Source organism: Chryseobacterium sp. JK1, assembly GCF_050632815.1.
In the GTDB taxonomy this organism is placed as follows: Bacteria; Bacteroidota; Bacteroidia; order Flavobacteriales; family Weeksellaceae; genus Chryseobacterium.
In genome coordinates, this window is record NZ_JBODRU010000001.1 from 2,668,510 (window position 1) to 2,694,332 (window position 25,823).

Consider the following 25,823-nt stretch of genomic DNA (forward strand, 5'->3'; position numbering starts at 1 on the left):
AAAACCATTGAAAACAAATAAGTTACTTCTTTTAACGACCGTTTTAAGCGTACAATTATGCTTTGCTCAATTTGCTAAAATTGTAGATAAAGACGGCTATGTGAATGTAAGAGAAAATGCGGATATAAAAAGTAAGATTGTCGGAAAAATTAATACCGATGAGATTGTATATGTATATGAATCTGATTCTTCCCATAAAAATTGGCTGAATGCTTACTATAATGATAAAATATCGGGATTTATTTATAGTTCAAAGGCTCAACTTATAGGCTCCTATGAAGCTGTTCCTTCTACAATACAGGAGGTTAATAAAGTTATTTTCGAATCAGGGAATATTAGGGTAAGCATTATTTCTGACAAGTTCAATTATAAAGCTCACAAAAAATTCTTTTCTTCATCCCAATATAACGGACAAGAAATAGAAGATAAATATAAAGGAAAGAAGATATGGGGTACGGATGGTACGATTCCTCAAACGTATTATCAATCTATTGCGATACAGATTGGAAACAAAACGATACAGATCCCCAATAAAGAAATTGAAAACCTATTCAATCCCAATAATGAGTTAACGCACTGTTATTATGACCGTCAAAATGAAACATTATATATTTCTATGCTAAATTCTGATGGAGCCGGTAGCTATGTTGCCCTGCTTCGAATCGTAAAGGGAGAATATAAAGGAAAAATGGTGGCAATGCCTTTTTAAAATGTTGAGATATTTTTAAAAATAACAGTTTGAATAAGGAGATAAAAAAAGCACAATAAATAAAAAAATTATTGTGCTTTTTAAGTTTTATTCTGAAATCACTCTCACCATTCCTTTCACTTTCACCAGTTTTTCCATCAATTCTTCTCTGGAATCTGCCAGAACGTTGATGTGTCCCATCTTTCTGCCTGGTTTGGTTTCTGTTTTTCCATATAAATGGATATAGGTTTCAGGTAACTGAAGAACGTTCTCCATTCCTTCGTAAACTACTTTTCCGCTGTATCCTTCTGCTCCTACCAGATTCAGCATCCCACTGTAAGTAATGGCGTCTGTATCTGCTAAAGGAAGATTCTTTACCACACGGTACATTTGCTCAAACTGAGAATTAGTATTTCCCTCCTGGCTCTGGTGTCCGGAATTATGAAGTCTTGGAGCGGTTTCATTTACCCATACTTTTCCTTCTTTATCCAGGAACAGTTCTATAGCAAAAAGTCCCGGAGAATTTACTACCGCTAAAAATTTCTCTGTAATAGCATCAATCTGGTTCTGAACATCTTCTGTTAAAAGAACCGGACATACATTGAAATCTAAAAGATTCAGTTTAGGATCAGCAACCATTTCCGTCACAGGGAAAGTATTGGTTTCTCCTTTTTCATTTTTGGCAACAATAACGGAAAGTTCCTTGTCGATATCTACCATATTTTCGATCACAGAAGCTTCTTTCCACAAGTTTTGGTAATCTTCTTCTGTTTTAATGACCTGTACTCCTTTTCCGTCATATCCTCCTGTATTCATTTTCTGTACAAATGGGAGCGGCATCACGATTTTTTCATCACTATTCCAAACTACCTGAAATTCCGGGCTTGGGATGTTATGAGTTTTATAAAATTCTTTCTGAAGGATCTTCTGCTGAATAGTTTTGATGATACTGGCATTGGGAACTACTTTTATTCCCTGTTTTTCAAGCTCAGCCAATGCATCAGCATTTACGTGTTCTATTTCAATGGTAACAACATCCTTATCTTTTCCAAAATTCAAAACCGTTTCATAGTCATTGAAATTTCCCTGTGTGAAATATGAGATATTATGACACGGGGCATCCGAAGCAGGGTCCAGAGTATAAAATTCATCGTCATACTTCAGTGCACTTTGTATCAACATTCTTCCCAGCTGTCCGCCTCCCAGAATTCCTATTTTCATTTTTTATTTTTATTAGATTTACTTTCTTATTGAACTTTATCAATTTTTAAATATCCCAGCCCCATTGGATTTTTCTGATCTTCCGCATTAGATTTGATGAGAACAATGGAATATTTTTCTTTCATATGTACGGGAAGGATATCATTCACGTTGAAAATATCATCAATATCAACGCCGTGTTTATCATCAATATGACTTACTGCTCCTTCAAACCCCATGGTCTGATAAAATTCAGTACCTCTTGCTCTCTTTACAATCTCTCCCATAGACTGTCCTACCATAAGGTGCTGCTCATGAAATTCTTCAAAGAAACCAGACTTGTATCCTCCCAAATTCAGGAAGTATAGCTGTTCTTCAGAAGACTTCGCTCCTTTTTCTACAATTTTCACTTCATAGCCGTCTGCAAATTTTACTTCCTGATGGCAGTCGATATGAATTTTACCTTCTGCTTCCTTCCAAAAGTCTTTCATCTCAGGAACAAGATCTTTAAGACTTTCGGCAATTCCGAAAAAAACATCGTGCTGTTCAATGTTTCTACCTTTGGGTGTAGCCCCAAGGATAACATAAAATAATTTCATTTCATTTTTCATGCATACAAAAATACGTTAAATTTATCTTTTTCAAATGTTTGGCAGACTACCACAATAATTTTATATTTGTAACATTAATTGTAGTATGTCAGAAATCATCATACTCTTCCTTGGAGCTATTTCTGCAGGTCTTTTAGGATCGCTTACGGGCTTAGGAGGAGGAGTAATTATCATTCCTTTATTAACGCTGGGCTTTGGTGTTCCAATGCACTATGCTATCGGTGCTTCTCTTATTTCTGTAATCGGAACTTCTTCCGGTGCGGCAGTAGCTTTTGTAAAAGAAGGCTTTACGAACATGAGAATCGGTATGTTTCTCGAAATAGCCACCACGGCAGGTGCTGTAATTGGCGCTCTTGTCTCGGGAATGCTTAATCCCAATACCATCGGAATTATTTTTGCGAGTATTCTTCTTTTAACAGTTATTTTAAATCTTAAAGGAAAACCGGATCACCAGGAACCTTTAATAAAAGGAAGTCTGGAAGAAAAACTTAAACTTTACGGAACATTTCCTGATAAAGGAATTTTGAAAAGCTATTCTGCAAGAAATACAGTTCCGGGATTTTTAATGATGATGTTTGCAGGAGCAATGTCAGGTCTTTTAGGAATAGGTTCCGGAGCATTGAAAGTATTGGCAATGGATAATATGATGAAGCTGCCATTCAAAGTATCTACTACGACAAGTAACTTTATGATTGGAGTAACGGCAGTAGCCAGTGCACTGATCTATTTCCAAAGAGGTGAAATTATCCCTGTAATTGTAGCACCTGTATTGATAGGGGTAGTGATAGGAAGTTTCATTGGATCCAAGACCCTGATGGCATCCAAAACAAAGAAGCTGAAAGTATTTTTTGCTATTGTGATCACTCTTCTGTCTATTTATATGATGTATAACGGTATCAACAAAAGTTTCAGATAATGAAAAAGAATTTTACAGATGTAGATCTGAACCGTTCGGTAGGAAATCTTCTGAGACTGGGGGTTATTTTATCCGTAGCTACCTCATTAATAGGTTTTGTGAAGCTTTTTGTTGAAGGTTTTGAAATGCCCAAGAAATACAGCAGCCTGAATGTAGGTACCTCATCTGAAAAAGTATGGGGTCATTTCTGGAGCTCATTGTGTGAAGGGCAGGGTTCTGCCATTATTCAGTTGGGAATTCTTTTGTTGATCTTCACTCCTTTGATGAGAATTGTTTTTGCTCTGATAGGTTATCTAAAAGAAAAAGACTACGTGTATGTAGTCATTTCTTCTATTGTTTTAACCATTATGGCGGTAAGCTTTTTTGCGGGATACGCGCACTAATTATTACATTTCATAAAACTCCAACGGCAATTGGTCCGGATCCTGGGTAAAGAAAAACTCTTTGCCTGTAAACTCGTCTATCCGTATTTCCTCACAATCTAGACCTTTTCCTATCAATTCATTTCGTTTTTCGGTTACATTGTCAACGGAGAATGCAAGATGCCTTAAACCACAAGCTTCTGGACGGGAGGGACGTTGAGGCGGATCTGGAAAAGAAAATAATTCAATCACATAATGATCTCCGATAGCAAGATCCAACTTATAGGACTGCCTTTCTTCGCGGTAAACTTCCCGAATGATGTTCAGGTTCAAAACCTCTGTATAAAATTTCTTTGAAACGGCATAATCTGAACAGATAATGGCAATATGATGAATCTTCATTGTTTAAATTTTATATTATTCTATTTCTTTACATTTCTCCTTTCTTCTCGTATCAATAATATACTGAATTTTCCATTCATTACTCTGCTTCACCAACTGAAAGCTATTAGCCCCACAATGTGATAATTTACCTTTTAAATAAAAAGAATAAGGGGTAAATACACTCGCAAGGTTTCCGTCTGTATGAATGGCTTCTATAACAATTCTTTCATCCAGATCTCCTTTTGTAAATTGAGAAACCGAAATAATGAAATCCTGTACACTGTCATCTTTTACAGTACCATCCTTTGTGATAGTTTGAAGAACTGCGTTTTCTGCAAAGGCCGATTTTACCAATTCAGAATCTGCATTTTTCATTCCAAGGAATAGATTACGGATAGGTTTTTCAATCTCTTTATTTTGTTGACTAAAACACATCGTGTTTATCATCAAAAGAATACCCACAATTTTTTTCATCTGGTGATTTTTAAGAAATAAAAATAGGGAAAATAATGTTTCTGCTAAAACGATTTTTCTTCAAGTTCTTTTCCAAAATATAATATTTTGTTTGACCGTATTTATTATAGCTTTCTATATCATTAGAATATTGACATTCTGATCTCCTTATTAAGGATAAGAACTATTTTTTTGTAACTTTTATAAAAATAAACACATAAATGATAGAGTTTTCAAAAGGTTACCATACCTACTATATTTATATCTTAACTAATAAAACAAGAAGAGTTTTATATACAGGCGTAACAGGAAATCTTCATAAAAGATTATATCAACACAAAGTAAAATTAAATCCTTATAGCTTTACTGCAAGGTATAATCTTGAGTTTCTAATCTATTATGAAAAATTTGACTGGATTCATGATGCTATTGCTAGAGAAAAGGAAATCAAAAATTGGACAAGAGTTAAAAAACTGGAACTTGTAAGAGCTGTAAACCCTAATTTAGATTTTTTGAATAATTTGTTTGAAAATTGGGTTTAATATGAAAACGTATGACTTTCTATGGATAACTATTATTACGTATTCTTCATCTCATGATGTAATAAAACAAGAATTTTGTCATTCCGTAGGAATCTGTACAAGTTACTATTAAAAGCTGTTTTACTTCAAATTAACAAGTCTGGATTCCTACGGAATGACAAGAACGGAGATGATAAAAGCAACATCCTTAGATAATAAAACTGGAACTTATAAGAGCTGTGAATCCTAATTTAGATTTTTTGAATGATTGATTTGAAAATTGGGTTTAATATGAAAACGTATGACTTTCTATGGATAACTATTATTACATATTTTTTATCTCATGATGTAATAAAATACGAGTTTTGTCATTCCGTAGGAATCTGTACAAGTTACTATTAAAAGCTGTTTTACTTCAAATTGACGAGCCTGGATTCCTACGGAATGACAAGAACGGAGACAATTAAAGCAGCATCCTTAAATAAAAAAAGTGGACTAAAGCCCACTCTTGTAATTGTTATTTTATCAGAAGCCAAACGGCAACCCCCAGTTAATTGTTCTGTTCCATCCCCAACTGCCCACTTCAGATGTTACTGTAAATTCGCCAAAAAACACAAGTAGCAAGACAATGATAACAACAGCAATAAGGATATAAAATTTCTTCTTTTTCATGTTAGAATTTCATCACATCTTTCACTACTCCATTTTTCTGAGTATGATGTAATAATTCAGCTTCTATGAAGGCTTTTATGTGTTCTTCAGAGTCGTTATTTGGGAACAGAAGGTGAACGTTGGCTCCTGCATCTAAAGTGAAAAATAAAGGATGTCCTGTTTCTCTCCTGAAATCCCAGATCTTATTGATGACTTCCAAAGTACCGGTTTTCATCAGAATGAAAGCTGGTTCACTCATCATCATCATAGCGTGAAGGGTAAGAGCTTCATGCTCTACCAACTGAATGAAGCGCTCCATGTCTCCGTTTTTCAGAATTTCTTTCATAGGAACAAAGTTCTCTCTTGCTTCCTGAAATCTTCTTTCTGCATAAGGATTGGTATTCATCAAACCGTGCCCTACTGTTGAAGAAACACTTTTCTGCCCTTCATGAATTAACAAAACCCAGTCATTAAAGTTCTTGAAAACCTCATGAATTTCAGAATCAGGATAAGGTACTGCAAATAAATCTGAACTTCCTTCCACCTCATCTGTCGCTCCCCATACAATAAGACCGTTATATAAACTTCTGCATGCACTTCCACTTCCTAATCTTGCTAGAAAAGAAGCTTTTCTTAAAGAATCTTCTTCGGAAACTTTACCTGAAAAGGCTTCATCTAACTTCATCAGACATTTTGCAATAGCTCCAAATCCAGAAGCTGAACTGGCAATTCCGGAGCTGTGAGGGAATGTATTTTCTGTTTTAATGATGTACTTTCCTTTTAAAATCCAGGGAAGGTATTGTTCTATATTTCTAAAATATTTTTCAATTTTTTCGGCAAATTTCAATTCTTCGTTTCCAGCCAAAAAGGTCTGGACAGAGAAATTTTCATCGGCTACAAATTCCAGTAACGTATTTGTTTTACAATGGTTTAATGTATAACTGATACTTGGGTTGGCAGGAATCTGATCTTTATATTTCCCCCAATATTTGATCAAAGCTATATTGGACGGACAGCTTTCTGAAACAGTCTGTGTATGAATATTGTAATTTTCTTTTCCTAAAAATTCTTGTGTTGTCATCGTTTAATTTAAGTCGTTATTTTTAACCACCCCGTCAAAAATTCGTTGAATTTTCGAGTATTCAGTTGTAATATACCTGAAAAGAGGGAATTAAAATTCAGGATTAAATAGAGATTTTCGTTGTATTTTTTAATACATTTTCTCTATAATATCCGCATATTTTTTGATAACCACGTTTCTTTTGACTTTCAGCGTGGGCGTAATTTCTCCGGTATTGATGTCAAATTCAGCAGGCATCAGGGTGAATTTTTTCACTTTCTCGTAATCTGCCAGGTGGCTTTGCAATTCTTTTATTTTTTCTTTATAAAGACCAATAATCTTATCACTTTTTACCATTTCTTCCCAGCTCGTGAAAGGAATATTGTTCTTTTTAATATAGTCTTGCAGGAATTCAAAGTTAGGAACTATCAGGGCCGAAACAAACTGTCTTCCTTCTGCAATCAGCATAATCTGCTGGATAAAATTATTGTTGGTGAGAAGATTTTCAATCTGTTGCGGAGCGATATATTTCCCATTGGAAGTTTTCATCAGATCTTTGATTCGGTCTGTAATAATGAGGTTTCCCTTATCATCAAATTTTCCGGCATCTCCGGTTTTGAACCAGCCGTCTTCTGTAAAAACTTTTTGGGTTTCCTCAGGTTTGTTGTAATACCCCTTCATTATTCCGTTTCCTTTAGCCTGAATTTCGTCGTTTTCTCCGATACGAAGTTCCACTCCCGGCAGCGGTTTTCCACTGGTTGCATGCTCAAAGTGTGTTAAAGGAAATAAGGTTAAGGTTGCCGTTGTTTCTGTTAATCCATACCCTACTGTTACGTGGATTCCTACGGATTCAAAAAACCTGGTCACTTCAGGTGACAGAGACGCTCCACCGCAAGGTAAAAACCAAAGTCGGCCTCCCATTCTTTCTTTAATCTTACTAAAGACAAGAGTATCGGCAACAGATTCCTTTAGTTTTAATCCAAAAGGAATTGGTTTTTCATTTCTTCTTAATTCGGCGGTTTCCCATCCGGTTTTTAAAGCCCAGTCAAAGATTTTTTTCTTTAAAGATGATCCTTCTTCGGCTTTTTCAAGCACTCCAGCATATACTTTTTGGAAAAATCGGGGAACGGCACACATTGTAGTGGGTTTCACCTCTTCCAAAGCTTTTGCTACGTTTTTAGGATCTTCCAGGAAGTATACTCTTGCACCACCGTAGAGGCAAAGTAAACTCCAGCTTCTTTCAAAAACATGGCTTAAAGGTAAAAATGCCAGTGAAAGTTCTTCCTCAAAGTTTTTAAACTTAAAAAATTCAAAATGAGAGTCGAATGCTTTAATGAAATTTCCATGGGTAAGCATAACACCTTTCGGAATTCCGGTAGTTCCAGAAGTATAAATCAATGTTGCTGTATCTTCGTATTCTCTTTTACAGATTTCGAATTTCGGGGAAGCTTTTGCAATAAAATCTTCCAGATAAAAGCTGTTGAATTCTTTCTTGATCCAGACTGCCTTTTTAGAAACAATAATGGTATCAAGATTATTTTCTTCTTTTTGCAGAAATTCAAGACAGGCATCATACTGCATTTGATTGCCTACCAGAACTGCTTTAGCGCCGGAATCGTTGATGATATGTTCTGCCTGTTCTGCATTGTTGGTAGAGTAAATAGGAACCGTAATGGCACCAATAGACATCGAAGCCAGATCAAAGATCATCCATTCAGAAGAATTATCTGAATAAATAGCTACTCTGTCATTTTCCTGAACACCTGCATTTGTAAGGGCATTGGCTGTTTTAAAAATAATTTCACTGAATTTTTTCCAACTCAGCTCTTTCCAGGCTGTCTCTTTCTTTTTAAAACCAATGGCAGCTTTTATAGGATGTTTTTCTACATTTTTAAGGATAATTGCCTCGGCAAGATTCATTTCTTCAGCTTTTTGTCGTTAATATAATTATTCAGGTGAAAGTCGATGCTTTCTTTTACGGGAATAAACTGATAATTCAGTTTTTCTTTGACTTTGTGATTGGAAATGGTGTTGAATGAAGATATGGCTTCAATATTGGATTTGGTAACCATCTTCAGTTTTGGAATAAGCCATCCGAAAAGGGTATTGGCAATTCTACCGATATTCAATAGGGATTGTGACAGGATTCTGGCATCTTTAAGCCCCAGTCGGGATCTCACCTGCCTGGCAAGATCTGCATATCTGTTGTTTTCTGAAACAATAATAAAGCGTTCTCCGAAAATATTGTTTTCCATCAGTTCAATGGCTGTTTTTGCAACGTCTCTTACGTCTACATAGGCAGAACCCCCTGAAAAAGTAAAGCTGTTATCTTCAAATGTCGAAAAAAGTTCACCGCTGCTTTGCGTCCAGTTTCCACTTCCAACGATCATTCCTGGGTTGATGATTACTACATTCAGACCCTCAGCAGAGGCTCTCCAGGCTTCCATTTCTGATAAATGTTTGGAAATGGCATAGGCAGAATGTTCCAATTTCGGATTGAAATCGGAATCTTCATCGAGTTCTCCTTTTTCATTGAAATTATCGAGAACAGCAACAGAACTTACATGCAGGAATTTTTTCACATCCGAACCTTCGCAGGCATACAAAAGATTTTCGGTACCGTTGATATTGGTGCGGTACATTTCTTTCTCATCTTTGGGATGGAAACTTACTTTTGCGGCACAGTGATAGACCTCATCTACTCCATTCAAAGCATCTTTCAGAGAGTCAATATCCTCAAAATCTACATTCATCCATTCAATTTTATTGAAAAAATCATCAGGGTGATCTGTATAAAAGCTGTATGAATGCTTTACTTCGTTTATATTGCTGCCAGGTCTTTTGGAAGCACGTACTTGTTTGCCTCTTTTAAGAAGCTCCAATACAATTATTCTTCCCAGAATTCCGGTAGCACCCGTTACAAAAACCATTAATTATTTTACTTGATTGCTGACTAAAATATAACAATATTTTCGATCCGGCAATTCTTCAGATTCCGGTGAAAGATTGTTTGAAAAACTGCTTTTGCAAATTTGCGATTTTTAAAGCATAATTCAGCCTAATTTAACCAATATTATCATTCTGATGACATAGCTTATGTTCATTACAGGTGTTGTATGATTCCGGATTTGCTTTTATATTTCTGATCCATGTTTTTGATAAGATCCATTAATGTTGTTTTACCCGGATATACCTCTTCACTATGCTTTATGGTCTTATATTCTTATGAAATAATACTTTCAGATTACAATGTAAGGAAAGTAAATCCAAAGGAATAGTGTACTCATGAAAGCTCATTTATAACTCCATTAAACCCACAAAAAATCCTTAAACAATTTATTTTTTTAAATCATTTAAGGATTTTTATGGTATAAAAAGGATTCTATTTTTAAGCCATTACCTCATTACTTCTTCTTGGAGCTTTATCGCAAAGTACGTCTGCAATACTTTTAGAAATAAGGTTGCCTTCTGTAAGATTATCCAGCCAGAAGAATTCTCCTGCGGCGTTGATCTCAATAAAGTAATATTCGTCTTCCGGAGAAACAATCATGTCTATTGCACCATAATCAACATTGTATACGTCCAGAAGTTCCAGAAGTTTTTCTTCCACATCTCCTGGAAGTTCTGTTCGGGTCCATTTATCTAGCAGATTGATACCGTCTTTTCTCCAGTCTATTTTAGCATCTTCAGATTGCTGAGAATCGATTTCGAAAGCATAAACATCTCTTCCCACAATCGTAATACGGAGTTCTTTCTTTTTCTGAATCATTCTCTGGAACTGCATTGGGCAATATAACAGTGAATCCAGTTCTTCCAGTTTATCTTCGCTTACCACGTTTGTAAAAACAACATTCTCCACTCCATCTTCATAGATGGCAAAACCGGTCTGCATTTTAGCTACCACATTCTGATGTTTCAGGATGAATTTTCTTGCTTCATCAGGGTTGTTGGTAAGGCAGGTATCTGGAATCGTAAGTCCTATTTTATCAGCAATCTTCAATTGCTCTTCTTTACTGTCCAATCTTCTGTAAACACTTGGTTTTCCTAAAGAATAAGCATCAACAGATTCAAAGAATCCGAAAAGGGTATTTCGGATCTCCCCCATAGCGGCCCCGTAAAACTTATTATCCATTTCTTCTTTTAGTCCTTTTCCGATATTGTAAGCTCTTCTGTACCAAATGGCCGAAATATCATCCAGACGGTGTTTTGCATCAGGAGTTTCAAGGATACTGATCCATTCCCCATCCTGAAAAACAGTAGAAAGTTTATTGTGTAAAGGATATACGTCTACATCAAAACGGATGACCTCACAGTTGTTTTTTCCGATATATTCTGTTACTTTTTCTATTGAAAAATTATCGGCAGTATGGGTAATAATTAAAATTTTATTCATGGGAATTTATTCTTTTGATAAGGTTGTCGGCAATTTTTTCTGCAATGGGAAAGCTTAATTCTTTTTGCAGCATTCCCCATTCTCCCTGCGGGTTTACTTCCAGGAAGTGATAGTCTCCATCTTTCCCTTTGATCATATCAATGGCACCTATATAAAGTCCCATTTCTTTCATCATTGCGGTAAGGTTTTCTTTAATATTCTCAGGCAATTCATAAGCAGACCAGAAATGATCTGCATGAGCCACTCTCCAGTCCGGGTTTTCACTGTTATTGATTTTTCCTACGAAGAAATCACCGTCTACGTAAACAATTCTCAGTTCATATTCTTTGTCAATATAAGGCTGAAAAATCATAGGACAGTATGCAATATCTGAAAGATGCTCCAACGAATCTTCCTCAATAATTGTCGTAGAGATAAGGTTTTCTCCCGTCATTGTTTTCGCTACTGTACCGTGAAGTTTAGCAATTGCTTTTCCCTGACAATATTGATAAAAAAAGGATGTTATCTTCTTTTCATCATTGGAAAAAATGGTTTTGGGAACTGTGAGGTTATTTTTCTGTGCTATCTTCAGCTGAAACATTTTGTTTCCATCCACTTTTTTTTCGTTTTCATAAGGATTGATCCACGGAACATCTTCCAAAATAGTCATGAAGTTGTATCGAAGGCTTCCGTATTCTCCCAGAAAAATCTTTTCATAATCTTCGTCAAGTTCTTCCGGAGTATTGATCTTCCAGGCTTTTCTATGCCATACCCCTTTGATATTTTCAGAATGAACCGTATTTCCTGATTCATCTGTTAATTCAAATGAATCTTCATTCACGCTGATCTTTTGCAGATGATTCAGGCGGTCGGAATTCAGTCTAAAATAAGGTATATTTTGGGAAGTAAGGTATTCGAAAAACAGATCGATATTATAAAAATCCTGTGAATGGGTAATGCAAAGAATCATTTGCCGGTTGTATTAAAAAGGGAAACTTAAACATTAAGTTTCCCTTATAATTATTATAAAATTATTATATTCTATGTATTCTTACAATGGAACCGTCATAGAATCATCATCACCGTCTGAAGGATATTTTAGCGTATGCATCATATCCATCTGTGGAGAAGTTACATCATCCAATCTTGGTTTTGTGATGGTATCCTGCTCAATAAGGGTGATATCTCTACCTCCTTTTACAGTCTCAGGATCTTTAAGCTGCTTCTCTAAAAACGAAGCGAAAAACGGCTTCTTTTTTGAATCTTTGTTTTTCATAATGTTTAGTTTTTGATTTGATATAATGATTTGATTTGTTTCTTAAGATTCTACTTCTAAAACATGATCATCACCGTCTGAAGGATATTTCAGCGTTACATTATCATTATCTGGTCTGGTGATACTGTCTTCAAGAGCTGCAGTAGTAATATGATCTCTAATAGGCGAAGTTGCAGTATCTGTAAGCAATGAAGTGGAAGTTCCTCCTTTGATGGTTTCAGGATCTTTGATTTGCTTTTCCAGAAATGTTGCAAAAAATGGCTTTTTCTTTGAATTCTTGTTTTCCATAATATTATTTTTTTAACTTGATTGTTTTTGTTGGGTTTTTATACATCTAAAACATCATCGTCACCATCTGAGGGATATTTCAAAGTAACGTTTACATGATCGCTTAACTGTGTAGTAACAACAGTATCTTCAAGTGCTGTGGTAATAATATGATCTTTAATAACAGAAGTAACAGTACCTCCACCTTTTACTGTTTCAGGATCTTTGATCTGTTTTTCTAGGAATGTTGCGAAAAAAGGCTTTTTCGTTGTTTTTTTGTTCTCCATAAGTCAATAGTTTTATCTTTTTGATAAAACCAAAGTACAAAAAAATTCAACGCATGGAGAAATAAAGATAAATTTTAAGAAAACTTTAACATAAAATAAAAAAATCAAAGAATAAAATTAATCCAAACCAAGAAATTGCTTAACAACTATCGCAAAATCAATAGGATTCTCAGCCTGCACCCAGTGTCCTGCATTTTTTACGGTAACAATTTCCGCTTTAGGAAACTGCTGTTTGATTCCGAATTCGTCCTGTGGTAAAATATAATTGGATTTCTCACCAGCTATAAATAATGTATCTCCTTCAAAAACTCCAAATTTTATAGCATTGGAAACAAATTCTGTATATTTTTCTGATAAAGTTTTAAGATTAAATCTCCAGTTCAGCTTTTTATTGTCATCCCAATACAGATTTTTCGCCAAAAACTGAATGGTAGATTTTTCAGGAATATATTGGCTCAAAACCGCTTCTACTTCGTTTCTGGAACCCACGGTATTGAAATCTACAGTTTCCAAAGCTTTTATAATTCCCTGATGATGTGGTGGATATGCTTTTGGGGAAATATCTACAACAATCAGTTTTTCAACTCTTTCAGGATATTTAATCGCGAATTGCATCACTGCTTTCCCCCCTAAAGAATGTCCTAAAACATGGGCTTTTTGAATTCCATAATGATCCATATAGCGGGCAATATCGTCTGCCAGATCATCGTGAGACATATTTTCGGAATGAAAACTTCTTCCGTGATTTCTCAGATCAATAAGATGTACGGGAAGATATTCTCCCAGATCTTTTCCAAAGCTTCCCCAGTTATCAAGCATTCCAAACAGTCCGTGGAATACTAAAAGTGGCGTAACAGTTAAGTTTTCGCCGAATATTTTTGAATTTAAGATTTCCATTTTCTTTAAAAATTAAATGTGAGAAAACGGAAGTTAGACCATAAAGTATCTTCATAATTTCATCTACATTATAATTCTGTAAACGCTATGAGAGATAAAAATAAAGTTTTACTAACTTCTAACTTCCGGCTTCTTATGTATTACCATTTTGCAAGTCTCTTCAAATAGGCCTGTACTGTATTTTCCAATCCCATATAAAGTGCTTCAGAAACTAGAGCATGGCCAATGGATACTTCCAACAAATTGGGAATAGTATCTGCAAAATATTTTAAGTTTTCCAGGCTTAGATCATGTCCGGCATTGATTCCCAGTCCGGCATTGGCTGCAGCGACAGCAGTATCAAAATAAGGTTTTATTGCGGCTTCTTTATTACTCAGATAATTCTTTGCATAAGCTTCTGTATAAAGCTCTATTCTGTCTGCACCTGTTTTTGCAGCATATTCTACCAATTCGGGCATAGGATCTAAGAAGATAGAGGTACGGATTCCTTCTTTTTTAAATTCTGAGATAATTTCTGTAAGATAATCCAAATGTTTTTTGGTGTCCCAACCAGCATTTGAAGTAATTGCATCATCTGCATCCGGAACCAATGTCACCTGCTCAGGTTTTACGTCCAGCACCATATCTATGAAGCTTTGATGAGGGTTTCCTTCAATATTGAATTCTGTCGTCACTAAAGGTTTCAGATCATAGACATCTTTTCTTGTGATATGTCTTTCGTCAGGTCTTGGGTGAATCGTAATTCCCTGTCCTCCAAATTCCTGAATTTTTACAGCAGCTTCTGTAACACTTGGTGTTTCACCTCCTCTTGCATTTCTTAAGGTCGCAATTTTATTAATGTTTACGCTTAGTTTTGTCATTTTTTATTTAAGATGTTAGATATGACGTGTCAGAAGATTAAAGTATATGGCTGAAAGTAAATCCAGGCTATTTCTTTCTGTTAATCTTCTACATTCAATCATTTAATAGTTTTATTAAAATTAATTTAAAAAGGGCTGAAACTTTCAGCTTTCCTATTCAGCTGTTCTATACTTTAACACTTACCTGCATTACCTGCAGTTCAAATTCTTTGGATGCAACCAGCAGATGATCGAATATATCTGCCTGAATCTGCTCGAATCGTTCCCATTTCGAATCATTGGCAAAGCAATATATCTCTAAAGGAAGTCCTTGTGGAGTAATATCCAGCTGGCGCACCATTCTTGTTCCGTTTTTATCTACATCCGGATCATTTTCTATATACTTTTGGGCATAATACCGGAACACTCCAATATTGGTAAGTTGTCTTCCATTTACAACGATATCATTGTGTTCAAGACTTTCTTTTTCCTTTTTAATCTCGGAAGTTCTTTCTTCAAGATATTCTGAAATAAGGTTGATCTCCTTTAAACGTTCAACATCTTCATCCGTTAAAAACTTAAAGGAATTGATATTAAAATAGATCGATTTTTTGATTCTCCGGGTATTGGATTCCGACATAACCTGCATGTTTTTGATCTCTGTGGTCATCAGATCATAAGTAGGAATTGTGGAAACCGTTTTGTCAAAATTGGTAATTTTTGTGGTGAGAAGATTAATTTCTGTGATATTCCCTTCAATCGTATATTTAGGAATACTTACCCAGTCTCCTACTTTCAGGTTTTTGGAGGTTGCTACGTGAAGCCCTGTGACAAATCCTAAAATAGTATCTCTGAAAACAAGCACCAAAACTGCGGTTATCGCTCCTAAACTTCCTACAATGGTCGTTCCTTTTATTCCGAAAATAACACAAATTCCCAGAACAGTAAAGATAAAGAGTCCTAAAATTTTTACTGTTTCCGAGATGGCATTAAGAGCCATAATCTTATAAAAATCCTGTTTTATACTGAAATAATTCCTGAATGCACTCAGCGATCTGTACAGCATTCCAGCCAAAATAAGTACCAGTCCTAAATTGACACACCTTATGATAAAGACTGTTGTTTTTGGCAAGGCATTTTCCGGAAAAATAGAACCCTGTATTGCCCCAACCACAATCAGTGCTGCAAAGTGGGCAACAGAATTGGTGATTCTGGACTGATAAACTGATTTAAGTATGGGGAATTTTTCCTCGTTATGAAATAATCTGAAAACAGAATTGATCAGGAATTTAAAAATAAAATCGGTAACAAGAAACAGAACAAGAAGTAAACTGAGTTTTACAATGATATGAAAAACCCAATCCAAACCAGCTGGTGAAATCCTGGTAATGTAAATATAAAGCTGTTCACTCAGCTCCTGTATAAAGTTCTTGGTTTCTTGTAACTGGTCATTCATTACAGCAAATTTATGAAATTAAGAATCATGATTTTATTATTCACAATCAATTTTCATCCCAAAAAGTATTCATTATACAATAAATAAGGAAAATCTTCTTAAAAATTATTATTGAATGAGAAATCATTCACAAACACATACAATAAGCAAAGAATCGATTACAAATCCTAAGTATAACTAACATAAATTAAAAAAAATAACATTTTTAACACTTATATATTAATTATTTATTAAATTTAGACAAAACTAAATCCATAAAAATCAATTAAATATGAAACAAAGTTACTTGTTCATCATGTTCTGTACACTTATGTTCTTAGTAAGCTGTAAAGGAGGAGATGATTCTATTATTCAGGAAGACACTAAAACCTTATCAACAGGGACAGTAGAAGGTAAAGTATTTGCTAAAAACGGAACCAAACCAGTTGGTGGTGCCCTTGTATTCACTATTGATAATAAAAATCATGTTTATCACACTTATTCCAACGCTGATGGTACATTCAGTCTGGTTGCTCCTGAAGGAAATACCACCCTTCACATTCAGACAGGCAATGGTCTTAATTTTAGAACGGAGATCCCTGTTACTGTCAAAAAAAATGAAACGATCACTGTTGCCGGCAAAGATTCAAAACTGAATCAGATTGCAAAAATAGCCTATGTAGAAGGTAGCTATGACGAAATAGAAACTATTATTTCCAATCTTGGCTATGCAGCCACCCAAATTTCTTATCACGATTTAAAAAATTTAAACACCATTTCTCAGTATGACATTATTTTCCTGAATTGCGGCTCACGTAATTTTACACAAACAGGAACCAATACTCCGGGTAATGATCTTGAGGTTTTTGACAATCTTTCTACTTTTATAACAAACGGCGGAAGCATTTACAGCTCAGACTGGGCCGCAGCGTATCTGGTAGGTGGAAACAAAAATGTTATTTCCTGTGGTCTTGGTGCAGGATTTATAAATTATACGCAGATTTGCTTTAGTGACAGCGGATCTATCGGGATGTATAACAATTGTAGCGTTTCCAATACAGCTATGGCAGCATCAATAGGTTTTAATACATTAGATATTCAGTATGATCAGCCTTTATGGGAAAAAATACAGTATTATGATCCTTTATTCTGGGAGGTATTGGTAGAAAAAGGAAATGAAGCTCTGATGGTAAGAACCAATAAATACACAAATAAAAATGCTCCTAAAATCTCTGTAGGGACATCTTTAAACAATAACCATATGACGATCTGCCATCATACACCAAACGGCAATATGATCACCCTCACGATTAATCAGAATGCATGGAGCGCTCACCAGGCACATGGTGACAATATGGGATCATGTAGTGGAAGTACGAACAGTGGAAATATCTATTACACCACATTCCACAATCATGCAAGCGGAAATATTGGTAAAACCGGGCCGATCCTGGAATACGTCATCTTAAATCTTTAATAAAATTTTAATAAACTCAGATAGGAAGTGGCTTTTATAAGGCCACTTTTTTTATATTGCATAGATATATTTTAAAAATGGATACAACAGTAATCAATATATTTTGTCTTCTTTTATTGCTGGTAGGAATACTGGGAACTTTTCTTCCTATCCTTCCAGGGCTACTGTTGAGTATCTGCGGACTTCTGATCTATAAATTCGGGACAGATGCTGATCTTTCGATGATCTATATTTGGGCTTTTGGGATTCTTACACTATTGTCCATTGTCTTAAGCTATGTCATTCCCGCTAAAACAAACAGAAAATACGGAGGAACACGCTGGGGAAGCATTGGCTCTGTAATAGGAACTATTGCTGGTATTTTTATCCCTATTCCTTTAGGTTTTCTTATAGGAATGTTTGCCGGAGTGTTTATTGGGGAATTGCTTCATGACAGCAAGGATATGAACAAGGCCCTTCAGTCTACCAAAGGAGCCTTTATAGGGTTTATCTATGGTACAGGGTTCAGTTTTGTTGTAGGTGTGGCAATGTTTTTGGTAGTATTATTGAATATGTTCAATATCATTTAATAAAAATATAAGAAACTATGTTCCATAAAACCATTATCCTTAGCCTTGGAATATTTGCATTAACGGGGTGTAATGCACAAAAGAAAGCTAAAGCTGATACAAAAAAATCCATTGACATGTCCCAATCTACAAAAAAAGGCAATCTACCGGATCAAAAAGACTCCATTATTTATTTTAATGAGGGTGAGAATAAATTTTTAAGACAATACCAGATGAATGTAACTTTTAAAGGTATTTCTGAAGATAATCGATGTCCTGAAGGGGTCAATTGTATTATGGCTGGTGCTGCTATTGCACAGATTGAAGTAATGGGAACTTCTACCAGACCTACTATATTAAGCCTTGCCAGTACAGATTATCCGGGAAGAGATTATAGACAGTCTGCTAATTTCAACGGATATACCATTGTACTACAAGAGGTTACACCCTATCCTAAATCAGAAGAAGGCGCTAAAGCTTTAAATGGAAAATACAAAATCGGAATTACGATCAAAAAAGCACAGTAATACCTTCTAATGTTTTACCACGAAATTGGTTTCTTTCCTTTAGAAACCAAATACTCGTTGATTTTGGAGAAAGGTTTGCTTCCGAAAAACCCCTTATACACAGAGAATGGTGACGGGTGTGCAGATTTCAAAATAAAATGTTTAGCCGGATCTATGAATTCGGCTTTTTTTTGTGCAAAAGCGCCCCATAATACAAAGACTACATTTTCTTTTTTATCAGAAATTTCTTTAATAATAAAATTGGTGAATTTTTCCCATCCCAAATCTTTGTGTGAATTGGGAGTATGAGCACGAACCGTTAAAGTGGCATTAAGAAGTAAAACGCCCTGTCTTCCCCAATCATCAAGTTCTTTAGATGTTCTTTCTATGCCGAGATCATCTTTCAGTTCAATAAATATGTTTTTAAGGGATGGAGGTGCTGTCACCTGCTCCGAAACAGAAAAACACAATCCATTAGCCTGAAAATCATTATGATAAGGATCCTGGCCGATAATTACTACTTCAATATCATCAAAAGCAGTGAGTTCCAATGCTCTGAAAATTTGATTTTTAGGGGGAAAAACTTTTGTTGCTGCATACTCATTTTTCACTTTTTCCCAAAGGGTTTTGAAGTATTCGGTGCTTTTTATGGGTGCTAAAATTTCTGTCCAGGTCATGATGCAAAAATAATTAATATTCAAACAAAAGCACAAGTTATATTTCAAATATCTTCAGTTTCCTTTCTATCAGAACATAAGAGAGGTAAGACAGCAATATGGATAAGGCAATCAAAACCAAACTATTAAAATTCTCAGAACTCAGCAAAATAACATTCTGTTTCTTGATGATATAATGAATGATATATAAGGAATAAGAAATATTACCTAAAAAATGAATAACAGAGCTACCAAGAAACATTTGAACATAATTTTTCTCTCCTGTATAAAGCTGCTTTATAATAACTGCAGACAGTAAAGGAATAAAAACCAATCCTCTTACCGTACATAACAGTAATACCAATGAAATACCAACCGAAAGATAGATCAATACATTTCCTTTTATTTTATATTTGGGTAACAAAGCGATCCCAATACCCAATAAATAGGACGCAATTGTTCTTAATAATGAATTGACTCCATACGGAATATCCAGATATCTTTGATGTTTTCCCATCTCCATCGGAATATCTGATCCAATAAACATTTCAGGAAAATGCGGTAAAACAACTCTCAATACCAAACCTGCTATAATAAGGATTTCGCCTCGGATCTTCACCCGTATTATCAAATAAAGCATGAATGGAAACAAAAGGTAAGAGATCCACTCTGTACTTAAAGACCAATAGACGACGTTCAGTAAATAATTAGGATTAAAAAAACATTGTACCAATCCGGCATTAATAAAAAAGGCAACCCAAGAGCTTTTTTCTATGAAAAGAACAATAAAAACAATGGATATACCATAAACAGGATAAATACGATTGACTCTTTTCTTGTAAAAATTGAGCACTCCTTTCGAATTCAAAATTTTGAATTTTTCAGAATAAGAAACAGTAAGAAGAAAAGCACTTAAAACAAAAAATACATCAACAGCAAGGTAGCCGTTTCCTACTGTATTAAGAAGAATATCACTTTTTAAGTGGGGAAAAAAATGAAAACATACGACCCACAATGCCACCACGCCTCGAAGGCCGGTTAATGATTTTATTTCACTTTTCATATAAAATTCCAATCGCCAATAAAGATAAAAAATACCTTTTAGCTTTTGTATTCATCATTACCCAACAATCTTTTTAAACTGAAAATAATATTATCCGGAAACCCTTCATCTTCTTTTCCTTCTTCCAAAAGAAAATCATGTTTTAAGAGAAGCCCTTTCGAGTTTTCATTAGATTTATGGGTAATGCCTACAATTTCGTGTAAATGCAATTCATTAAATCCATAATCTAAAACCGCTTTCAAAGCTTCGGACATGATTCCCTGCCTGTGATATTCGGGCAACAATTCATAACCTACTTCTGCCGTTTTCCGATCTTCAGAAAAATTCCAAAGACAAATCGTTCCGATAATATTCAACTGATTTTTCAAGGAAATTCCCAAATAGACCGTTTGATTATTTTTAGTTCTTTCTTTAATGGTTAAAATAAACTGAAGTGCATCATAATTATTTTTCGGTGAATTTCTCTGCACAAACTTATTGATCACTTCATTACCCCGAATCCGTAAAATATCCTCGGTGTAGCTTTCATCAATTTCTTTTAAAATCAATCTCGGTGTTTCCAGTTTCATCTGATTGTGTATTAATAGTAGTTTAAAGTTCTAGATTACAATCTCCTTTTGTTCTATCTTTATTTTTTTCTAGATAAACAAATAAAGTCGGGTTCTCGAAGAGCGTGTTTCCTCATAATCAAATGATTCTACTTTAGAAGCACTGCTTTTTTTTACGAATTCTTTTCTGGGACCATCATTTTGCTGGCTGAGATCAATGATTCTCTTTTCCTCTTTATCTCTGAAGTTCTTTACTATAGATTTTTTATTTTTCCTGAGAACCGTTCTTTTTTCTATTTTTTTCCTTCCCTGTTTTTTTACCTGAGCCTGGGCTCCCACTGACAGAAAAAGGAGAATAATGAATAATTGTTTCATGGTTAGTATTTGTAAATCGCTCAAATATACGGAATAATCAAAATTCTCACTAAATTTGCAGTGTGTATATAGATAAAGAAGATTTAGACGAATTAGAGTTTCCGCAATTGCTCGCGGAAATCTCCCCATTTGCGTATTCTCCGAAAACAAGAGAAAAAATTCTTCAACTTCGTCCGATGGATATAGACGAGGCGGAACTTTCTTTAAAAAAAACGTCAGAATATCTGTCGAGTTTTGAAAGTTCAAATGCGATTCCGTTTGATGAATATGAAGATATCGAAAGTGAGCTGAAACTGATGCTGATCGAAAATTACCGCTTAGAAAACAGCGCTTTCATCAGAATCAAATCCATCACGGAACAGATCGGAAAACTGCAAAAGTTCTTTCCCTCCATGCCGGAAACCTTCCCTACTTTAATGGGTGAAGCTTCCGTACTGGAATTCAGAAAAGAGATTATTGAAAAAGTAGATAAAGTTTTCAACCGTTTTGGAGAAGTAAAAAGTGAAGCTTCCCCTGCTCTAAAAGGTTTGAGAACAGAAATCCAGCTTGCCAAAAAAGCCATTCAGGAAAATTTCAACCGTGCCCTTACCACGTATGGACAGAGTGACTTTTTGGATGATATTCGGGAAACAATTATTGACGACCAGAGGGTTCTGGCTGTAAAATCGGGATTTAAAAAAAGAGTTCCGGGACGAACCTTAGGGATTTCAAAAACTGGTTCTATCACGTATATCCAACCCGACAGCGTTGTAAAGCATTACTTCAAGCTTCGTGAAAATGAAGAGGAGGAGAAAAAGGAAATTGACAAAGTTCTTAGAAAACTGACAGCGGAACTGGCCGAGTTTCAACCTCAGCTTTGGAGATATCAGGTCTATATTTTTGACCTTGATCTCACCAGAGCGAAAGCCAAGTTTGCAGACCAGATTAATGGTGTTCTTCCGAAAATTAACCGCCATAAAACATTAAAGCTGAAGGATGCCTTTCATCCTTTATTATGGCTGAGAAATAAAGTAGAAAACAAGACCATTCATCCACAGACTCTTGCTTTAACGGAGCATAACAGAATCATATGTATTTCCGGACCGAATGCGGGCGGAAAGTCTATTACGTTGAAAACTGTTGGTTTGTTGCAACTGATGATTCAAAGTGGTATTCTGGTTCCTGTTCATCCAAAATCTGAAATGTTTTTCTTTGAGAAGATCATGACCGACATTGGTGATAATCAATCTATCGAAAACCACTTATCCACCTATTCATCAAGATTGAAGAAAATGTCAGGAATTATCCGTGAGGCAGATTCAGACACTCTTTTACTGATTGATGAGTTTGGTACAGGTTCTGACCCTGAATTAGGAGGCGCTTTGGCAGAAAGCTTCATGGAGTTTTTCTATGATAAAAAGAGTTTTGCCATTATTACAACTCACTATACCAATATAAAACTGGTTATAGAGCAGCTTCCTAATGCCCAAAATGCGGCTATGCTTTTCAATGAAGAAACGCTGGAACCGATGTACAAGCTGGAAGTAGGACAGGCAGGAAGTTCTTTTACTTTTGAAGTGGCGGAAAAGAACAAAATTCCAAGATTTATTATCCATTCTGCGAAGAAAAAAGTAGAGCACGATATTGTGAATCTGGATAAAACGATTGTAAAACTGCAACAGGAAAAGTATGAAGTTGAAAAACTAAAATCTGATCTTGCTGAAAGAAAGGAATCTGTAGAAGATAAGCGCGATAACCTTCAGAAACTGAATGAGCAGCTTCAACAAAAGCTTTTCAATTTTCAGAAACTGTATGAAGAGGAACATCGAAAACTTCAGTTTGGAAACAAAATTGAGGCTTTCATAGACAGCTATACCAAAGGAAAGTCCAGAAAGGATGTTGTGAAAGATTTTGTAAAACTTCTGGAACAGGAAAAATTCAGAAAAATTGGAGCTGACAAAGATGAATCCAAACGCCTTCAGGTGGTTAAAAGAAAAATCACTCAACAGCTGAAAAAGGAGGAAGTCATCGAAAAGATTGCAGAAACCAATGAAAAACTGGAAGAGCAACGCAAAACAGACCGTGCGATCTGGATGAAAGTAGGTCAACGTGTTCGTATTACAGGAAGCACCAGTGTTGGAACGATTGAAAAAATCTCCAGAAACAAGGTGATTGTGAACTATGGAACTTTCAAAACGACCATTGATTCGGATGAGTTAGAAAGAATTTAACACATTGAAAAAAATCAATTAAAATTGATTCGCAAATAGGAAGAGAGTACCTTATAAGTACTCTCTTTTTTTATCGTTTAGGCAACATAAAGATTAGATGCCTTCTATTTTTTAATAAATTTCAAACGGGTTGTATTCTCCTTATCTTTTAACTGAATAAAATAAATCCCTGTAGATAAATGCTGTAGATTTACCTGATGGTTTGAAACTTTCCCCTCATCTAATTTCTGGCCAGCTGCATTGTAAATCTCGAAATTAACAGCCTCTGAGATTCCTGAAATATTTAAAACATCTGAAGCCGGATTAGGATAAATTTCCGGCTGATGAGATTTTGCAGGCTCCTGTACTGCAAGAAGGGGATCCAAAAAATCTACTCCATAATCTTCGACTTCTCCATAGGTAAAGGTACCACAAGCATTACCTGGCAAAGTTTGACTGGAAATCACACGCATTACAACACCGCATCCGCCAATAACCGAGCTGGGTAATATCGGATAGCTGGGAACAGAAAATATAGACTGAGAAGTTTGCGTAACATTATTGGCAATCATCATTCTTTCACTGGATTCAAAAACACCGTTACCATTAAAATCAATCCATGCTATTACAGTGGTTGTACCCGGAGTTCCTGTCCATGTATTGGTTACAGAAATGTTGTTTCCCATACTTCCCACGTTCAATTTTATCCTACGGTTGGGATCGGTTCTGTAATCTGTATAATTGGACGCTCCGGAATTACTTACCATAGGATTCGAAATCCCCGTTGAATTTACTGTAACATTAGAAATATGCAGTAATCCCGAATCTGTAGATGCAGCACTGCAATAATTGAGTGAGGTATAGAAAATAACAGAAGACGATATATTTCCGGAAAGAGTATCCATTATCTGTACTTCGTATGCTGCACAAGGTTGAAGATTGCTAAGATCAAAACTATTAGCATTTATTACGGGTATGGTAAGCCATACGTTAGGACCAACTTGCCTAATTCTTATCGAGAAATTCGAAGATCCGGGAATAGGGTCCCAACTTACCGTTGCTGAAGTCGTCGTGATATTAGAAACCACTACATTGGTAGGAACAATAAATGCATTTTTTGTCATTACTGTTTCAGCAACATTTTTAGATTGATACCATGAAATAGCCCCCAATAGAAGAAAGGAACTCAAAAGTAGTTTTTTGGTCATAATTATTAGTTTTTAAAAAATTGATGAAAAATAGCATAAATCCCCATAATAATAGTTTATTTTTATTAAATATTTCAATTATTTCATTCAAAATATGAAGCAGTTTACCATCCTTTGGATTTTTTATAAAAAACTTATCATTCCATCTGTCTTTTTTTCATTGTTATTTTCTTTATTGTCTCCATTTAAAATAGAAACTTTTGGGTTAAGCTTTCTATTACTTTTCCCTGTACTTCATTATTTTATTTATGAAGTAAGGCTTAAAAATGAGTATCCCTTCTACTATCATTTTGGATTTTCAAAACTGTTTCTTTGGGGACTTACTTTATCTTTTAGCCTCATTGTAAAAACGATCATTGCATTTGTATGAGCAGATTACATATTGACAGTATTACCCAATCTTTTAATGATAAAAAAACACTGCAGGATATCTACATAGAGTGCAAAGTCGGAAATATAGCAGGTATATTGGGAAGAAACGGCTCCGGAAAATCTACTCTTCTTAAAATTATTTCCGGCGTCATGGGGAGCGATACTCAGTTTATACGATGGAATGATAAAGTACTGAAGAATATTTCCGATCGAAAAAACAGAATTGCTTATCTTCCACAACATTCTTTTCTGCCTAAAGGCGAAAAGGTAGCAAAACTGATTCATCTTTTCTGTAAGCGAGAATATGCGAATCAACTTCTGCATTCTCCACTTCTTTCACCGTTTCTCAATGAAAAACCCAGAAATTTGTCTTCCGGAGAACTGAGAATGATCGAAGTAATGCTTCTCACCTATTCTCAAGCTGATTTTATATTGCTGGATGAACCCTTTCACAGCCTTGCTCCAAAAGTTGTTGATGAATTAAAAGCAATCATCCGCTCCCAATCAAAAAATAAAGGTTTTATTATTTCTGATCATCATTATCAGGATGTGATGGATATCTCGGATAAAATATATCTGCTTTCTAATGGATATTTAAAACCAATACAAAACTTACAGGAACTCCGTCAATATAATTATCTTCCGAACAGCATTTAATTTAT

Annotated in this window: 30 protein-coding genes; 10 read left to right on the top strand and 20 right to left on the bottom strand. The window is 35.2% G+C overall.

The features are described 5' to 3' along the window. The first annotated feature begins 7 nt into the window (after nt 1-7). A complete protein-coding gene (locus ACQ76T_RS12080) occupies nt 8-709 on the top strand; it encodes a hypothetical protein (RefSeq protein ID WP_431343540.1) in 702 nt (233 codons plus the stop codon). An 87-nt stretch (nt 710-796) separates the two neighbouring features. Here the strand turns inward: ACQ76T_RS12080 and ACQ76T_RS12085 are convergent, their stop codons facing one another. Together ACQ76T_RS12085 and ACQ76T_RS12090 are read right to left on the bottom strand one after the other, a co-directional pair. Next, nucleotides 797-1,909, bottom strand: a complete 1,113-nt coding sequence (locus tag ACQ76T_RS12085) for a 5-(carboxyamino)imidazole ribonucleotide synthase (RefSeq protein WP_431343541.1) — start codon at nt 1,907-1,909, stop codon at nt 797-799. Nucleotides 1,910-1,935: 26 nt separating this feature from the next. Beyond that, a complete protein-coding gene (locus ACQ76T_RS12090; protein WP_431343542.1) occupies nt 1,936-2,487 on the bottom strand; it encodes a DUF1543 domain-containing protein in 552 nt (183 codons plus the stop codon). Nucleotides 2,488-2,584: 97 nt separating this feature from the next. Here ACQ76T_RS12090 and ACQ76T_RS12095 point away from each other — a divergent pair, with 97 nt between their 5' ends. Continuing rightward, entirely contained in the window at nt 2,585-3,415 is an 831-nt protein-coding gene (locus ACQ76T_RS12095) for a sulfite exporter TauE/SafE family protein (RefSeq protein ID WP_431343543.1), read from the top strand. Then, nucleotides 3,415-3,798 carry a DUF1634 domain-containing protein gene (locus tag ACQ76T_RS12100; protein ID WP_431343544.1) on the top strand — a complete coding sequence of 128 codons (384 nt, stop codon included), beginning with the start codon at nt 3,415-3,417 and terminating at the stop codon, nt 3,796-3,798. The genes ACQ76T_RS12095 and ACQ76T_RS12100 overlap by 1 nt, the downstream gene beginning before the upstream one ends. A gap of 3 nt (nt 3,799-3,801) precedes the next feature. On the opposite strand, the gene gloA2 is transcribed toward ACQ76T_RS12100, so the two are convergent. Together gloA2 and ACQ76T_RS12110 are read right to left on the bottom strand one after the other, a co-directional pair. After that, nucleotides 3,802-4,179, bottom strand: coding sequence for an SMU1112c/YaeR family gloxylase I-like metalloprotein (gene gloA2, locus ACQ76T_RS12105; RefSeq protein WP_431343545.1), 378 nt, complete (start codon nt 4,177-4,179; stop codon nt 3,802-3,804). 15 nt (nt 4,180-4,194) lie between these two features. Next, a complete protein-coding gene (locus ACQ76T_RS12110) occupies nt 4,195-4,635 on the bottom strand; it encodes a nuclear transport factor 2 family protein (protein ID WP_431343546.1) in 441 nt (146 codons plus the stop codon). A gap of 200 nt (nt 4,636-4,835) precedes the next feature. On the opposite strand from ACQ76T_RS12110, the gene ACQ76T_RS12115 reads away from it, so the two are divergent. After that, nucleotides 4,836-5,156, top strand: coding sequence for a GIY-YIG nuclease family protein (locus ACQ76T_RS12115; RefSeq protein WP_431343547.1), 321 nt, complete (start codon nt 4,836-4,838; stop codon nt 5,154-5,156). 652 nt (nt 5,157-5,808) lie between these two features. On the opposite strand, the gene ACQ76T_RS12120 is transcribed toward ACQ76T_RS12115, so the two are convergent. The 11 genes from ACQ76T_RS12120 to ACQ76T_RS12170 all read right to left on the bottom strand — a co-directional run bounded on the left by ACQ76T_RS12120 (nt 5,809) and on the right by ACQ76T_RS12170 (nt 16,240). Beyond that, nucleotides 5,809-6,867, bottom strand: coding sequence for a diphosphomevalonate/mevalonate 3,5-bisphosphate decarboxylase family protein (locus ACQ76T_RS12120; RefSeq protein ID WP_431343548.1), 1,059 nt, complete (start codon nt 6,865-6,867; stop codon nt 5,809-5,811). Nucleotides 6,868-6,996: 129 nt separating this feature from the next. Next, nucleotides 6,997-8,766 (bottom strand): AMP-dependent synthetase/ligase, encoded by a 1,770-nt coding sequence (locus tag ACQ76T_RS12125; protein WP_431343549.1) that lies wholly within the window; start codon nt 8,764-8,766, stop codon nt 6,997-6,999. Beyond that, a complete protein-coding gene (locus tag ACQ76T_RS12130; RefSeq protein WP_431343550.1) occupies nt 8,763-9,776 on the bottom strand; it encodes an NAD-dependent epimerase/dehydratase family protein in 1,014 nt (337 codons plus the stop codon). The genes ACQ76T_RS12125 and ACQ76T_RS12130 overlap by 4 nt, the downstream gene beginning before the upstream one ends. A 458-nt stretch (nt 9,777-10,234) precedes the next feature. Next, nucleotides 10,235-11,239 (bottom strand): MvdD family ATP-grasp ribosomal peptide maturase, encoded by a 1,005-nt coding sequence (locus ACQ76T_RS12135; RefSeq protein WP_431343551.1) that lies wholly within the window; start codon nt 11,237-11,239, stop codon nt 10,235-10,237. After that, nucleotides 11,232-12,188 (bottom strand): MvdC/MvdD family ATP grasp protein, encoded by a 957-nt coding sequence (locus ACQ76T_RS12140; RefSeq protein WP_431343552.1) that lies wholly within the window; start codon nt 12,186-12,188, stop codon nt 11,232-11,234. The genes ACQ76T_RS12135 and ACQ76T_RS12140 overlap by 8 nt, the downstream gene beginning before the upstream one ends. An 81-nt stretch (nt 12,189-12,269) precedes the next feature. Continuing rightward, entirely contained in the window at nt 12,270-12,494 is a 225-nt protein-coding gene (locus ACQ76T_RS12145; RefSeq protein ID WP_431343553.1) for a microviridin/marinostatin family tricyclic proteinase inhibitor, read from the bottom strand. Between the two features lie 42 nt (nt 12,495-12,536). Continuing rightward, nucleotides 12,537-12,782, bottom strand: coding sequence for a microviridin/marinostatin family tricyclic proteinase inhibitor (locus ACQ76T_RS12150; RefSeq protein ID WP_431343554.1), 246 nt, complete (start codon nt 12,780-12,782; stop codon nt 12,537-12,539). 38 nt (nt 12,783-12,820) lie between these two features. Further along, a complete protein-coding gene (locus ACQ76T_RS12155) occupies nt 12,821-13,048 on the bottom strand; it encodes a microviridin/marinostatin family tricyclic proteinase inhibitor (RefSeq protein ID WP_431343555.1) in 228 nt (75 codons plus the stop codon). A 117-nt stretch (nt 13,049-13,165) separates the two neighbouring features. Further along, nucleotides 13,166-13,945: an alpha/beta fold hydrolase gene (locus ACQ76T_RS12160; protein ID WP_431343556.1), complete on the bottom strand. Its 780-nt coding sequence runs from the start codon at nt 13,943-13,945 to the stop codon at nt 13,166-13,168. Nucleotides 13,946-14,085: 140 nt separating this feature from the next. Next, nucleotides 14,086-14,805 carry a pyridoxine 5'-phosphate synthase gene (locus ACQ76T_RS12165; RefSeq protein WP_431343557.1) on the bottom strand — a complete coding sequence of 240 codons (720 nt, stop codon included), beginning with the start codon at nt 14,803-14,805 and terminating at the stop codon, nt 14,086-14,088. A gap of 166 nt (nt 14,806-14,971) precedes the next feature. Continuing rightward, the gene (locus tag ACQ76T_RS12170; RefSeq protein ID WP_431343558.1) at nt 14,972-16,240 is read right to left on the bottom strand and encodes a mechanosensitive ion channel family protein; all 1,269 of its coding nucleotides are present in this window, start codon (nt 16,238-16,240) and stop codon (nt 14,972-14,974) included. A 271-nt stretch (nt 16,241-16,511) separates the two neighbouring features. Between ACQ76T_RS12170 and ACQ76T_RS12175 the strand changes: the two genes are divergently transcribed. The 3 genes from ACQ76T_RS12175 to ACQ76T_RS12185 all read left to right on the top strand — a co-directional run bounded on the left by ACQ76T_RS12175 (nt 16,512) and on the right by ACQ76T_RS12185 (nt 18,771). Beyond that, on the top strand, nt 16,512-17,696 hold the full coding sequence (locus ACQ76T_RS12175; RefSeq protein ID WP_431343559.1) for a hypothetical protein: 1,185 nt from the start codon (nt 16,512-16,514) through the stop codon (nt 17,694-17,696). 77 nt (nt 17,697-17,773) lie between these two features. Then, a complete protein-coding gene (locus ACQ76T_RS12180; protein WP_431343560.1) occupies nt 17,774-18,265 on the top strand; it encodes a DUF456 domain-containing protein in 492 nt (163 codons plus the stop codon). A 17-nt stretch (nt 18,266-18,282) separates the two neighbouring features. Next, nucleotides 18,283-18,771 (top strand): hypothetical protein, encoded by a 489-nt coding sequence (locus tag ACQ76T_RS12185; protein WP_431343561.1) that lies wholly within the window; start codon nt 18,283-18,285, stop codon nt 18,769-18,771. Between the two features lie 14 nt (nt 18,772-18,785). On the opposite strand, the gene ACQ76T_RS12190 is transcribed toward ACQ76T_RS12185, so the two are convergent. From ACQ76T_RS12190 to ACQ76T_RS12205, 4 genes are all read right to left on the bottom strand, one after another. Beyond that, entirely contained in the window at nt 18,786-19,427 is a 642-nt protein-coding gene (locus ACQ76T_RS12190) for a uracil-DNA glycosylase (protein WP_431343562.1), read from the bottom strand. Nucleotides 19,428-19,464: 37 nt separating this feature from the next. Beyond that, nucleotides 19,465-20,469, bottom strand: a complete 1,005-nt coding sequence (locus ACQ76T_RS12195; RefSeq protein WP_431343563.1) for an acyltransferase family protein — start codon at nt 20,467-20,469, stop codon at nt 19,465-19,467. Between the two features lie 38 nt (nt 20,470-20,507). Next, on the bottom strand, nt 20,508-21,038 hold the full coding sequence (locus ACQ76T_RS12200; RefSeq protein WP_431343564.1) for a GNAT family N-acetyltransferase: 531 nt from the start codon (nt 21,036-21,038) through the stop codon (nt 20,508-20,510). Between the two features lie 69 nt (nt 21,039-21,107). Beyond that, nucleotides 21,108-21,392, bottom strand: coding sequence for a hypothetical protein (locus ACQ76T_RS12205; RefSeq protein WP_431343565.1), 285 nt, complete (start codon nt 21,390-21,392; stop codon nt 21,108-21,110). 62 nt (nt 21,393-21,454) lie between these two features. On the opposite strand from ACQ76T_RS12205, the gene ACQ76T_RS12210 reads away from it, so the two are divergent. Next, entirely contained in the window at nt 21,455-23,602 is a 2,148-nt protein-coding gene (locus tag ACQ76T_RS12210) for an endonuclease MutS2 (protein WP_431343566.1), read from the top strand. Between the two features lie 104 nt (nt 23,603-23,706). Here ACQ76T_RS12210 and ACQ76T_RS12215 read toward each other — a convergent pair whose 3' ends face one another. Continuing rightward, the gene (locus tag ACQ76T_RS12215; RefSeq protein WP_431343567.1) at nt 23,707-24,789 is read right to left on the bottom strand and encodes a GEVED domain-containing protein; all 1,083 of its coding nucleotides are present in this window, start codon (nt 24,787-24,789) and stop codon (nt 23,707-23,709) included. A gap of 94 nt (nt 24,790-24,883) precedes the next feature. Between ACQ76T_RS12215 and ACQ76T_RS12220 the strand changes: the two genes are divergently transcribed. Further along, the gene (locus ACQ76T_RS12220; RefSeq protein WP_431343568.1) at nt 24,884-25,159 is read left to right on the top strand and encodes a hypothetical protein; all 276 of its coding nucleotides are present in this window, start codon (nt 24,884-24,886) and stop codon (nt 25,157-25,159) included. Continuing rightward, complete coding sequence (locus ACQ76T_RS12225) at nt 25,156-25,818, top strand: ATP-binding cassette domain-containing protein (RefSeq protein ID WP_431343569.1); 663 nt, start codon at nt 25,156-25,158, stop codon at nt 25,816-25,818. Before ACQ76T_RS12220 ends, ACQ76T_RS12225 begins: the two co-directional genes overlap by 4 nt. The last annotated feature ends 5 nt before the right edge of the window (nt 25,819-25,823 follow it).